Source organism: Streptomyces sp. NPDC006458 (genome assembly GCF_040612135.1).
Classification (GTDB): Bacteria; Actinomycetota; Actinomycetes; order Streptomycetales; family Streptomycetaceae; genus Streptomyces.
This window is the reverse complement of sequence record NZ_JBEXPR010000066.1, coordinates 1-11948: the sequence shown is the minus strand read 5'-3', so window position 1 is coordinate 11948 and position 11948 is coordinate 1. Positions and strand designations below refer to the sequence as shown.

The window sequence follows — 11948 nt, the reverse complement described above, 5'->3', positions numbered from 1 at the left end:
GCCGGGTGCAGGCCCTCGTACTGGATGTACTCGGGTTTGTGCCCGGTGCGGCGAGAGGGCGTGCCGGGCGTCGCGACGGGGCGAACGTTGCCTGTTGGGGCACTAGTCCTGGACGTCGAGGCCCTGCTGGCGCATGGCCTCGACGGTCTTGCGCTGGACGATGTCGATGCCCGCGGTGAGACTTGTCCTGCTGTTGACCGAGGCGTTCGCGGCGTCCTTGAGCGCGCTGGTCGTGGTGGTCATGGTGGGACCCCAGGTGAAGCTGGTGTCCACATGGGCCGAGGTCTCGGCGAAGACGTCGTAGATCTTCTGGCCGCCGTAGAAGGGATCGCCCTGCCGCAGTTCGGGCAGGGCCTGTGCGCCCTTGGCCGCGGGGTAGAGTCCGCCGTGCCTGATCTGGAGCCGGAGCGCCTCGGGGTCGCTGCTGAGCCACTGAGCGAACTGAGCCGCTTCCCAGGGGTACTTGCTGTTCTTGAAGACGGCGGTGGCCGACCCGCCCCAGTTGCCGTTCTTCTTCTCGCCGCCCGCGGTCCACTGGGGAAGAGGCGCCACGCCCCACTTGCCCGAGGTCTGCGGGGCGTCGGTCTTGATCAGCGAGGCGGCCCACACGGCGCTGGGCCAGGTGAGGATCTTCCCTTCGGCGATCTCCTTCTTCCACTGTTCGCTGAAGGTAGCGGCGGGTGACACGAGCTTGCCGTCGTTGAGGCGCTGCCAGTAGTCGGAGACCTGGCGTGTCGGCTGGTCGTTGACGCTGACCTTCCAGGTGTCCTTGTCCAGGCGGAACCATGTGGCTCCGTTCTGCCAGGCCATGGCGGGTAACCAGCCTTCGCCGACGGCCGCGTTGGTGAGGGCAACCCGCGGATCGGCCCGGCGGACCTTGCGTGCGGCCGCCTCGAACTCCTCCCAGGTGGTGGGCACGGCTATGCCGTACTTGGCGAAGAGGTCCTTGCGGTAGAACAGCGCCATGGGGCCGGTGTCCTGGGGGATCGCGTAGACGGATTCCTCGCCGAAGGACACCTGGCGCCAGGTCCACTTGGGAAATCGGGTGTGCTGCCGGGCGGCCCCGCAGTCGGCGATGTCGCGCAGTCCGTCCTGGAGCCGGAAGCTGGGAAGGGTGTCGTACTCGATCTGTCCCAGATCCGGGGCGTTGCCCGCGGTCACGGCGTTGGACATCTTCTGGTAGGTGCCTGCGGCACCGGACGGCACCGTGGCGAGCTTCACCTGAATGTCGGGGTGAGTGGAGTTCCACTCGTCGACGACCTTGTCCATGCCCGGCACCCAGGACCAGTAGGTCAGGGTCACTTTGCCGCCGGCCTTCTTGCAGCCAGACGCCTGGGGGGAGGAACCGTCGCCCTGCCCGCACGAGACGAGCGTGACCGAGGCCGCGAGCGTTATCGCCGTGAGCAGGATTCGGCGCGGTCCAGTGCCGCGGTGGGGGCGATTCATGGCGCTTCCTTTCGGGCGGGCATGAGTGCTCAGGGCGGCCGGCCGCCCGGTGACGAGGGCCGACGAGCCGGGACAGACCTGCCGGTGCGGCGGGTGAAGAACCTGTGAGCGGATCGCGATGGTCAGCTGAAGTGCCGTCTTGTAGCGGTATTCCGCGTTCCTGGATGCGCGTCCGAGAGGTGTCGTAGCCGTTCCCGGCGCTGAGAGAAGGCGAGTCGTGAAGCATCTGCGTGTTGGCGCTAACACTACTGACTGGTTTCGCCAGTGTGTCCACCGCTTCCGGGAGTGTCAATACGCTGCCGTCGACTTCTCAGATGCGGGCGAAAGAACCGTTTTATCCGAGATTTTCATTAACGACGAGTAGCGTACGGAGCAACCTCTTGACCAGTTTTCATGTTGGCGCCAACATGCGCAGTCCGGGTGATGCGAAGTGGGGATCGCCGCATCGAACGACAGAGGGGGCGACCGTGGACGGCCAGGGGACGGCGAGGCCAACAACGAGTGGGCGGAAGCGAGTTCCCTCGATGGAGGACGTCGCGGCACTCGCCGGGGTGTCGGGCCAGACGGTCTCCCGGGTCGTCAACAACCGGAAGAACGTCGACCCCGAGACGCGTGACAGGGTCCTGCGGGCGATGAACATGATCGGCTACCGCACCAACACCGCCGCCCGGGCCCTCGCCACCGGCCAGTTCCGCGCCATCGGCGTCATCAACTTCAACCTCCGCGGTTACGGCGAATCCCGCGTACTGGAATCCCTCGCCGCCGCCGCACGCCCCGCCGGATACCACATCGACCTGATGGAGGTCGGGGTACCCACCGAGGAAGCCGTGCGCGAAGCGTACGGCGAACTGGCGGTGCAGGCCGTCGACGGCGTCGTGCTGATCCAGGCACAGCTACTGGACACACCCACGCTCCACCTGCCCACCGGCATACCCGTCGTCATCGTGGCCGGCGACAGGCACCAGCGCTACGCCGTCGTCGACACCGACCAGGCGGCCGGTGCCCGCCTCGCCACGGAACACCTTCTGTCGCTGGGGCACCGGACGGTCTGGCACCTCGCCGGCCCCCAGGACTCACCGTCCGCCCGCCAGCGTCTCGAGGCCTGGCACAACACGCTCAAGGAGGCCGGCAGTCCAGTCCCTCCGGTGTCCTACGGTGACTGGACGGCCGACAGCGGCTACGAAGCCGGACAGCGGCTGGCCCAGGAACCGGACCTGACCGCCGTGTTCACGGCCAACGACCAGATGGCACTCGGCGTCATGCTCGCCCTCGCCGAAGCCGGCCGCAGCGTTCCCGGCGACGTCAGCGTCGTCGGCTTCGACGACGTCGACGACTCCTCCTGCTACCAGCCGCCCCTGACGACCGTTCACCAGGAATTCGAGCGCGTGGGCGAGCAATGCCTCGCCTCACTCCTCCACCAGATGAGCCACGGACAGGACACGACCCCTCCGGTCTCCCAGATCCTCCCCCGCCTCGTGGTGCGTAAGAGCACGGCCGCCCCGGCGAAGTAAGCGGCCCTGCCCTACCGCAGCGCCCTTGAGCAGCCACCGCATCACGTCCACCGCATCACGTTCAGGCGAATGGAACAGCGCTCCACATCCCTCGACAGGCGAGGAGCCGTCACTGTCATGACCGAAACCGCCTCCAGCGCCACCGACCGGCTCCGTCATCGGCTCTCCGGCCTCGCCTACGGCGGGGACTACAACCCCGAGCAGTGGCCCGCGCACACACGTGCCGAGGACTACGCACTCATGGCCGAGGCCGAAGTCAACCTCGTGACCGTCGGAGTGTTCGGCTGGGGCCGCGTGGAACCCGCCCGGGACCGCTTCGACTTCTCCTTCTACGACCAGGTCCTCGACGAACTCGCCGACCACGGCATCACCGCCGACCTCGCCACCATGACCGCCTCACCCCCCGCCTGGCTCGCAACCGAGCACCCCGAGATCCTCCCGGTCACCGTCGACGGAACCCGCCTCCACCCCGGCGGCCGCCAGCACTTCTGTCCCTCGAGCCCGATCTACCGGGAACGCGCCGTCCTCCTGGCCGAACAGACCGCCATACGCTACAAGGACCACCCCGCCCTCGGCCTGTGGCACATCGGAAACGAATACGGGTGCCACGTCGCGGAGTGTTATTGCGACACATCCGCCATCGACTTCCGCCGCTGGCTCCAGACGAAGTACCAGAGCATCGACGAACTCAACAACGCCTGGACCACCGAGGTCTGGTCCCAGCGCTACACCACCTTCGAACAGATACAGCCGCCCCGCATCACCCCCTACGTCGCCAACCCCGCTCAGCAGCTCGACTACAAGCGCTTCAGCGACGACGCGCTCCTCGCCTGCTACGAGGCCGAACGCCGCGTACTGCGCGAGCACACACCCCACATACCGCTCACCACCAATTTCATGGCGCACTTCAAGCCGGTCAACCAGCACATATGGGGACCGCGCACCGACATCGCCAGCCTCGACGGCTACCCCGACCCCCACGACCCCAAGTCCCACATTGCCGCGGGCCTCGCCTACGACACCGTGCGTGGCTCACGTGGCGGCGACCCGTGGATGCTCATGGAACAAGCGGCCGGCGCGGTCAGCTGGCGCGACCACAACGGCGCCAAAGCTGCCGGACTCATGCGGCTGTCGAGCTGGCAGGCCATCGCACACGGCGCCGACGCGATCCTCTTCTTCCAATGGCGCCAGTCCCGCGGCGGGTCCGAGAAGTGGCACTCGGCGATGCTTCCGCACGCCGGACGCGACAGCCGAGTATTCCGCGAGATCACGGCCCTGGGCAAAGAACTCGCCCGCGTCCCCGAACTCGCCGGAACACGCATCCACAACGACACCGCGATTCTCCTGGACTGGGAAAGCTGGTGGGCCCTCGAGCTCGACTCCCACCCCTCGAACCGACTCCGACAGCTCGACCGTCTCCTCGACTGCTACGAACCGCTCTTCACCATGGGCATCGGAGTGGACGTCATCCCACCCGACGCCGACCTCACCCGCTACCGGCTCGTTTTCGCACCCACCCTTTACCTCCTGAGAATGCGTGACGGAGAAGACCTCAGCCAGTGGGTCGCCGACGGCGGTCACCTGGTCACCACCTTCTTCTCCGGAATCGTCGACGAGCACGACCGCGTTCATCCCGGCCCGTACCCTGCCCCCCTGCGCGACGTTCTCGGCCTGCGCATCGAGGAGTTCCTCCCCGCCGCCGACGAGGTCTCCTTCGCCGTTCAAAGGCCGTGCATGGCAGACAAGGAACGTGACGGGGGCTCCGCTGTTCTGTGGCACGAGGATATCGTCCTCGAGGGAGCCGACCCCGAACTCACGCTCGTCACACCTACCGGACCACAGCCGGCATGCACCCTCCATCGCTACGGCAACGGCACGGCCCGCCACATCACCACACTTCTCGACCGCATCACCATGCGAATGATCGTCGGCCGCGCCGCCGAAGACGCCGGCATCCATCCCATCGTCAAGGAACTGCCCGAAGGTGTTCAAGCCGCTGTCCGGCACAGCACGACGCACCGCTACCTGATTCTTCTGAACCACACTCCGCGCGAACAGCAGATAGAACTTCCCGGAAAGTGGGGCAGCTGCCTCGACGCCGATGCCCTCGAAAGCGATCGGATCACCCTGGCCGGCCACGACGTGGCCGTCCTCGCAAACCCCCGGTAAGGCTCAACCGTGCCCTGCTGCCACCAGCAAGGCAGAAGCACCCGGCCCTTTCTCGGCACAAGAGATCGGAAGAGCCGGACAGGGCGTCGGCTTACCTCGGATCAGCCACGCCGGGACGCCGCGAACATACGGCTCCAATCTGCGACTCGTACGGTACTGGTCAGAGCCGGTGCGGAGGACTGATCCTTCCTCGGGCCGGGAAAGTCCTCGAAACCGGCATACTCTTCCGCGTTCAGGCACAGCACCTAGCCGGCCCGTGCGGCGGACTCGTAGAGCATCGCGCGCGTACCCGATCCGGATCGGCTTGACCGCATCAGGGGGACGGCGTCTGGTTCCCCACCCATCTGGGCTACCTCGACCTCGGCGAGAAGGGCATGGACGACGCTGTCAGCTCGGTGAGGTTCCGCCACTTCTTACCCCGTCGGTCCCCGGCCCCGACGGTCTGGTGCGCAGCCCTACTGTAGGGGCCGGGGCCGGGGAAACCCGCGGGATGGTTTACGAGGGGTTGCCGTGGTTCTCGATGAGGGCGGTGTATTCCCCGGAGTTGTCGCCGTACATTCCGGGCCTGTCGTTGTACGCGACGGTGATTTCTCCGTCCTCTTGGGCGCGGAAAGTCTGGGAGTGGCCGACGGCGAACCACGGGCCTGAACCGATGCGGGCGATCAGTGTCCCCACCGGCACGCCGGGCAGGACAGTCTGCGCCACATGCGCTCCGGCGAACTTGTCGTCGATGTACCTGGTCCCGTCGGGGTAGGTCACGCGCGTCTGGTCGTACTGTGCCCGCCCGCTTCCGGAGACGGTGAAGATGTCGTCGCGACGGACCGTCACGCCGGACTTCACCCCGCCCTCAGTCTTCGCGGGCACGGTCACGACATTGAAATCACCCATGGCGACACCTCCGAGTTGACTACGTTCAGTAGCCCCAATGCTACTTTCCGTCAATAGGGTGTCAAGCGCATCGCCGGCCCGGCGGGTGGGCGGCGGAGGCGACGCGGCCCGCCGGCGCAGCCAGCGCAGGTTCTTGGGCTCGCCCAGCGCGCCGAGCGCGTCCACATTCGGCTTCGCCCGCCCGTTCGGCTGGACCTCGATCAAGACCTTCGCGTCCTTCCCGGCCTTCCTCCAGACGCTCGACCATCTGCTTCCAGGCGCGTCGAGTTTCTACGAGTGCCTTTACGCCCGGGCGGACGCGCTCTTCGAGCTCACAGACGCGGTGCTGTGTGCGGACGGGCCGGCGAAGACGCTGGTGGAGCCGTCGCTGGCGGTCGAGCACCGACGTGGGCACGGTGCTCTGTACGCGGCGTTGGACAGGGGTTGGGCGGAACCGGCAAGGCTGCGCCGCACGCTGGCCGGCCAGCCGCTCCCGAAGGCCGCCGACGGGCGCATCGTGTTGGCCGTGGATGTGTGCAACCGGCTCCGCCCCGATGCCCCGATGCCCCGATGCCCCGATGCCCCGATGCCCCGACCAGCGACGACCGGCTGTTCTGCCACGTCTACGGACGCGGTGCCCGCAGCAGGGACCAGTTCGTTCCGGGCCGGCCGTACTCCTTCGTCGCCGCCCTGGAAACGGGCCGCACCTCCTGAGTCGCGCTACCGGACGCCGTGCGTCCCAGGCCCGCCGACGACACGACTGCCGTCACGGCAGCTCAACTCCGCCATGTTGTCGAGCGGTTGATCCACGCCGGGCAGTGGAAGCCAGGAGATCCCGAGATCCTGATCGTCATGGACTCCGGCTACGACGTCGCCTACCTGTCCCACGCGCTGGTGGACCTGCCGGTGACGCTGCTCGGGCGTCTGCGCTCGGACCAGAGCAGCCGACTCCGGTACTTGTTCGCTCCACGACATCAGCCGGGTGGCTGCAGGCTCTCAAGCACGCGAAGGATGCCGTTGCGGAAGGCGCGCCGCTTGAGCAGGACGACGTCCGTCCTGCCGCCTGAATTGTTTCAGGCCTGATCCTTGCGGCCGCGCCCCAGGGCACTCAAGGGGTACCGGGCCCGTACGAGCGTGCCCTCGTCAAAGGCCACGTCATGGCTGACCCGCTCCGTCCGCCTCTACCCGGTGACCGCCCTAGCCAGCGGTTGGGCCCCGGCCGCCGTAGCGGTTGGCTCTCACCGGCCCGAGGTGCCGGGTGACCGTGGCTATTGCCGCTCGGCACGCTTCTTATCCGCGACCTTCTGACGGCTCGTGAGCAGACTGCGGGCGCTGTCGACCGCAGCGTCGGCGTCAAGGTGGCGGACCAGCCTCCACTGGTATGCGTCGTACCCCTCAGTGCCCTCCCAGGGCCAGACGATGAAGCTGCGCCATCTTGAAGTATCTGGTCAGGGTGCTGGTGTGATGTCGTTTCGGGGTGCTCGTGCTGGTCGTGGGCGGCAGTCTGGGGTGTAGATCGTCCTGAGTGGCCACGGCGGCATACGCAGCGGAGATGGGGCTTCGGTTACTGTTCCCCAGGGCACGACTTTGTACGTGTACAGCAGGCACGGGCAGCCCATAACTGACCTGGCCGGGAATGTCATCGAGACGGGTGAGGGGAAGATACCCCCCCCCTGGAAATCTACGGACCGGGCGAAAAATTGCCCGATTATTCCCTCTTCCCACCCGGGGGACTCAAGATCAAGGGATCTCCGCGAAACGTCACGGTTCAGCAAGAAACGCGACTCTCAGACCTCCTGCGACCCAACATGGGAGTTGTCCACTGGGCCGCATGCAGGTCAGTCATAGGATGCTGAAATGACATACTACGAAGACATGTCGCCGTACATGTACTTCCCCGATTCCGTCCCCCCCGGCATAAATGCCCTCTCCGTGGGATGGCTCGAGGCAGGGCCAAGCCACCCCACAGGGACAGTGCCAGCCGACTTCCTGCACAATCTCGCAGAACTCGTCGACCATGAGGCGCAGATGCAGACGAGAGGCTTGCACAGCTGCACTCTCACGGCTGACAGCGAATCCTGTGGGTACCCTGTGACGGTTAACATCCGTGGGTCCGAGCAGTTCCTGGGTGGAGCCGAACTGCGGGTCATCGCCGAGTCGGGGGACTGGCTGATAGCCCCCGACCTGATCTACCACTACGTGGCCAAGCACTCCTATATGCCTCCCCAAGTCTTCATCGAGGCAGTCAACGCTCAACGAGTCGCTCCCCTGACGGACGTCTCGTAACCGGTCATCCTCGACAGCAGCCGGGAGGCCCGCCTGATCGTGGGCCTCCCGGCGGCAACGGCGTGAGAACGCCGTTGCCGCCGACACCCGGTAGTTGGAAGCGCTCGCGCTGTGGCTGCGTGCCCAGCGCGAGCGCCGCGTTCACCGGGCCGGCACTGTCGCGCGCCGCCAGCGGCTGCGCAGTTCCCTCCCGCCGCCTCGTTCTGGCGTTAGAAGCTGTTGTCTTTCCGGGCTTGAGGACGGCGTTTGCGCTGGTCGGGCGTAGGGTCGGTGATCCTGTGGGAGTGGTGGTCTGTCGTGTCGCCGCTGCTGTGGAGGTCATGGATGCCGTCGGTCGTGGGGCTGCTGGAACAGCGTGAGCTCGTGGCTCGCCGTCGCGTGGACGAGCTGCGGGAGGAGGCCGACCGCATCCAGGCTGAATTGGCCGTGGCCGAGCGGGACTGGAAGGAATGGGCCATCGCTCGCTCGCGGGTGGGCGAGGTGCTTGCCCCGGCAGACGAGAGCGGGCATGGCCACGACCAGGCCGACCGGACAGCACCGACCGCCGACGGGCAGGCCGAGGAGGCATCGTCAATGCCTGAGGCGGCGAAGGCGAAGTCGCAGGTGCCGGCGTGGCGTGAGGGGCTGGCCCGGTCGGTGCTGTCGGTGGACTACCAGCGCATCCTGGAAGTGCTCGCGGACCGGTGCCGGCTCGGGCAGGGGCCGCTGACCTGCCAGGAGATGGCCGCGGCGTTCGGCATGGACGTGGTTCCGGCGCGGGTGGAAGCACTGCGGTCGAAAGCGAAACGCCTGGTCGCGCGAGGCTGGCTGGCCGAGCCGGCACCGGGCCGGTTCACGCTCGCCCGCGGCGTGAGCGGGCCAGGCGGCGGGTCATGAGCAGGGTCATCGACCAGTAGATCATCGCCTCGGCGCTGGTGGTGCGGCGTTCGAAATCGCGCGCCAGACGGCGGGTGCGCATCAGGTGGGCGAAGAGGCGCTCGACGATCCACCGCTTGGGCAGCACCACGAAGCCGCGCATGTCGTCGCTGCGTTTGACGATCGCCAGCACCAGCGCGAGCGTGGCCAGGCAGTACTCGACGAGGCTGCCGGTGTAGCCGCCGTCCGCCCAGACCAGGGCCAACCGGTGGTGCGCGTCGGTTACCCGCTCGAGCAGGACCTGGGCGGCGGCGCGGTCGCCGGTGTCCGCAGCGGTGACCATCACGCCCAGCAGCAGGCCGAGCGTGTCGACCACGATGTGCCGCTTGCGCCCGTTGATCTGTTTGCCGCCGTCAAAGCCGCGGCTGTCGGCGCCGACGACGGCGTCTGCCTTGACCGACTGCGAGTCGATCACACCCGCACTCGGCTCCGCGTCCCGGCATCTCCTCGCACTCGAGCCGCTGGTCGACTCCGCGCTGGTGGTCATCTCGCCCGTGGCGTCGGTACCCGCGCTGTCTGCGGCCACCGCTGATCTTCGTTTGTCCACACAACACGCGATGATCACCAGTGGCCTACCTGCTCTTGCACTGCTCCTGACCAGCGGCATCGCGGTCTACGACTAGCGCATTAAAATGGATGTAGTGGTCGATCTCGACGCCTTTGGGCGGAGGGGTTCGTGATGACGGGCGAGGGCGAACTGAGGCTGCAGATGCAGCGTGTCCTCACCGCGCCACGCTCAGTCGTATTCCGAGCCTTGACCCAACCAGAGGAACTGGCCAAGTGGTGGGGTCCGGACGGTTTCACCACCCCGAGCGTGGGAAACGACCTTCGGCCAGGAGGCGGTTATCGGATCGCGATGCAGCCTCCCGAAGGCGATCTGTTCTACCTGGTAGGGGAATTCCTTGAGGTCGACCCTCCGGAACGCCTGTCCTACACCTTCCGATGGGAGGATCCCGATCCCGAAGACCGGGAGACCGTAGTGACGCTATCGCTTCGCGATATCGACGGTACGTCGGCGGAGCTGCTGTTCGCCCAGGGTGACTTCGCAACTGAGCGACGACTAGCTCTCCACGAGGAAGGCTGGACTCAGGCTCTCAATAAGCTGGAAGAGCTGATGTCGTCGGCTGCGTCGCCTTGAGATCACTCCTTCCCGGGAAGGCCTATCGGTGGCCGCACTGTCTTCACGCCGCACCGACGAGAGATCACGACCTACGGCTGGAGTATTGGGGCGTCGTACGGACATCGCGCTGACGTCTGCGCCGAAGGCGGCTACCGGAACATCGTGCTTCAGCAGGGGCCTATCGCCCTGGGCTGGCAGCGGTGGCGCGAGCTGGACCATCTGCACCTTGGCGGCCTGGTTCTCGACATCGTGAACGCCGCACTCGACGCCGGTCGTCTGCGTCCCCACCCGCCAACCTGGTCGCCCGGGCGTTCTACGGCGCGCTCACCGAGCTGTCCGTCGCGATCACGGAGACAGGCGAGCCGGAGCAGGCCCGCTCCCAGGCGGCTGAACTCGTCCGCGATCTCATAGGCGGAGTGGTGACCGACGGCGGCTCACCGCCGGCATGACCGCCCCACCACCCCACGCGGGACGCTCGTCACAAGGAGGTGCATCTGCGTGGACATCTGGCGCCGTGTCCTCGCCGTGCAGGCGCGCGTGGTGGACGTATCGAGTTATGGCACGTCCTTCCTCCTACCCTGCTGAGCTGCGCAAACGAGCGGTCTGTATGGTCGCCGAAGTCCGCGGTGACTATCCGAACGAGTCGGCCGCGTTGCGGGCGGTCGCGCAGAAGCGCGGCATCGGTTCCGCCGAGACGCTGCGCAACTGGGTCAGGCGGGACGAGATCGACTCCGGGCAGCGTCCGGGGACCACCACGGAGGAGTCCGCGGCGATGAAGGCGCTGAAGAAGGAGAACGCCGAGCTCAAGCGGGCCAACGAGATCCTGAGGGCTGCGGCGTCTTTCTTCGCGGCCGAGCTCGACTGGAGAAGGCCAGCATCGCCGCCTCGATCGGATCGGTCGGCGACGCGTACGACAACGCGCTGATGGAGTCCACGTTCGGCCTCTTCAAGACAGAGGTGATCAAGCCGCAGAGACCCTGGCGCTCCCTCGCCCAGGTCGAGCTGGCCACCGCCGAATGGACCGACTGGTACAACCACACCCGGCTCCACGGTGAGATAGGGCACATCCCGCCCGCCGAGTGGAACGGTTCAAAAAGCAGTCGTCTGCGAAGCTGGGCCGCCCGCCAGGTGGTCGCCCACCCTCGCGGCGGTAAGGCCTGGGATCTGTACGGTGAGCGGTGTAACTCCCGAGCTGGAAGCGACAGTTGATGACTGACGTGACGAGTGACACCGAGGCCGGGAAGGCCGCTGTGGGTGCGACGAGTGCCGTGGATGACGGGCTGGTCGCCGAGTTGGTTGCCCGGGCTCAGGCCGGTGGGGTGAAGCTCACCGGTGAGGGCGGCCTGCTGCAGCAGCTGACGAAGCGGGTGCTGGAGTCGGCGCTGGAGGGCGAGCTCACGGATCATCTGGGCACGAGCCCGGTGAGCGGGCTGAGGGCGGCCGGGAGAACTACCGCAACGGGCACCGGTCCAAGACGGTGATCACCGAGTCGGGGCCGGTCGAGATCGCGGTGCCGCGGGATAGGGCCGGGTCGTTCGAGCCGCAGCTGGTCAAGAAGCGTCAGCGGCGTCTGGGCGGGGTGGATGAGATGGTCCTGTCGTTGTCGGCGAAGGGGCTGACGCACGGGGAGATCT

9 protein-coding genes and 4 pseudogenes are annotated in these 11948 nt (G+C 66.9%); 10 read left to right on the top strand and 3 right to left on the bottom strand.

Translation table 11 applies throughout. The features are described from left to right. Positions 1–102: 102 nt before the first annotated feature. Positions 103–1446 (bottom strand): sugar ABC transporter substrate-binding protein, encoded by a 1344-nt coding sequence (locus ABZZ79_RS39115; RefSeq protein ID WP_356697367.1) that lies wholly within the window; start codon positions 1444–1446, stop codon positions 103–105. 524 nt (positions 1447–1970) lie between these two features. Between ABZZ79_RS39115 and ABZZ79_RS39110 the strand changes: the two genes are divergently transcribed. Both ABZZ79_RS39110 and ABZZ79_RS39105 read left to right on the top strand, forming a co-directional pair. Continuing rightward, a complete protein-coding gene (locus tag ABZZ79_RS39110) occupies positions 1971–2957 on the top strand; it encodes a LacI family DNA-binding transcriptional regulator (RefSeq protein ID WP_356697365.1) in 987 nt (328 codons plus the stop codon). A gap of 117 nt (positions 2958–3074) precedes the next feature. Further along, positions 3075–5126, top strand: a complete 2052-nt coding sequence (locus ABZZ79_RS39105) for a beta-galactosidase (protein ID WP_356697363.1) — start codon at positions 3075–3077, stop codon at positions 5124–5126. A 495-nt stretch (positions 5127–5621) separates the two neighbouring features. On the opposite strand, the gene ABZZ79_RS39100 is transcribed toward ABZZ79_RS39105, so the two are convergent. Next, the gene (locus ABZZ79_RS39100) at positions 5622–6014 is read right to left on the bottom strand and encodes a LecA/PA-IL family lectin (RefSeq protein WP_356697373.1); all 393 of its coding nucleotides are present in this window, start codon (positions 6012–6014) and stop codon (positions 5622–5624) included. 247 nt (positions 6015–6261) lie between these two features. On the opposite strand from ABZZ79_RS39100, the pseudogene ABZZ79_RS39095 reads away from it, so the two are divergent. The 4 genes and pseudogenes from ABZZ79_RS39095 (at position 6262) to ABZZ79_RS39080 (ending at position 9155) form a co-directional block, all read left to right on the top strand. After that, positions 6262–7076 (top strand): annotated as a pseudogene (locus tag ABZZ79_RS39095) (transposase). A 432-nt stretch (positions 7077–7508) separates the two neighbouring features. Further along, positions 7509–7849, top strand: a pseudogene (locus ABZZ79_RS39090) (putative adhesin). A 1-nt stretch (position 7850) separates the two neighbouring features. After that, positions 7851–8279, top strand: a complete 429-nt coding sequence (locus ABZZ79_RS39085; RefSeq protein ID WP_356697361.1) for a hypothetical protein — start codon at positions 7851–7853, stop codon at positions 8277–8279. Between the two features lie 324 nt (positions 8280–8603). After that, positions 8604–9155: a hypothetical protein gene (locus ABZZ79_RS39080; RefSeq protein WP_356697359.1), complete on the top strand. Its 552-nt coding sequence runs from the start codon at positions 8604–8606 to the stop codon at positions 9153–9155. On the opposite strand, the gene ABZZ79_RS39075 is transcribed toward ABZZ79_RS39080, so the two are convergent. Beyond that, on the bottom strand, positions 9112–9609 hold the full coding sequence (locus ABZZ79_RS39075; protein ID WP_356697357.1) for a transposase: 498 nt from the start codon (positions 9607–9609) through the stop codon (positions 9112–9114). The two genes, ABZZ79_RS39080 and ABZZ79_RS39075, sit on opposite strands and share 44 nt — an antisense overlap. A gap of 264 nt (positions 9610–9873) precedes the next feature. On the opposite strand from ABZZ79_RS39075, the gene ABZZ79_RS39070 reads away from it, so the two are divergent. From ABZZ79_RS39070 to ABZZ79_RS39055, 4 genes and pseudogenes are all read left to right on the top strand, one after another. Continuing rightward, on the top strand, positions 9874–10332 hold the full coding sequence (locus ABZZ79_RS39070) for an SRPBCC domain-containing protein (protein ID WP_356697371.1): 459 nt from the start codon (positions 9874–9876) through the stop codon (positions 10330–10332). 24 nt (positions 10333–10356) lie between these two features. Then, positions 10357–10725: a hypothetical protein gene (locus ABZZ79_RS39065; protein ID WP_356697369.1), complete on the top strand. Its 369-nt coding sequence runs from the start codon at positions 10357–10359 to the stop codon at positions 10723–10725. A 145-nt stretch (positions 10726–10870) separates the two neighbouring features. Further along, positions 10871–11394 (top strand): annotated as a pseudogene (locus tag ABZZ79_RS39060) (integrase core domain-containing protein); the annotation flags it as partial. A gap of 128 nt (positions 11395–11522) precedes the next feature. Next, positions 11523–11948: pseudogene (locus tag ABZZ79_RS39055) on the top strand (transposase); the annotation flags it as partial.

Bases quoted from the DNA above. Each gene is read 5' to 3' on its own strand.
- ABZZ79_RS39105 (WP_356697363.1), top strand. From the start codon at position 3,075: ATGACCGAAACCGCCTCCAGCGCCACCGACCGGCTCCGTCATCGGCTC.
- ABZZ79_RS39100 (WP_356697373.1), bottom strand. From the start codon at position 6,014: ATGGGTGATTTCAATGTCGTGACCGTGCCCGCGAAGACTGAGGGCGGG.
- ABZZ79_RS39085 (WP_356697361.1), top strand. From the start codon at position 7,851: ATGACATACTACGAAGACATGTCGCCGTACATGTACTTCCCCGATTCC.
- ABZZ79_RS39115 (WP_356697367.1), bottom strand. From the start codon at position 1,446: ATGAATCGCCCCCACCGCGGCACTGGACCGCGCCGAATCCTGCTCACG.
- ABZZ79_RS39110 (WP_356697365.1), top strand. From the start codon at position 1,971: ATGGAGGACGTCGCGGCACTCGCCGGGGTGTCGGGCCAGACGGTCTCC.
- ABZZ79_RS39080 (WP_356697359.1), top strand. From the start codon at position 8,604: ATGCCGTCGGTCGTGGGGCTGCTGGAACAGCGTGAGCTCGTGGCTCGC.
- ABZZ79_RS39070 (WP_356697371.1), top strand. From the start codon at position 9,874: ATGACGGGCGAGGGCGAACTGAGGCTGCAGATGCAGCGTGTCCTCACC.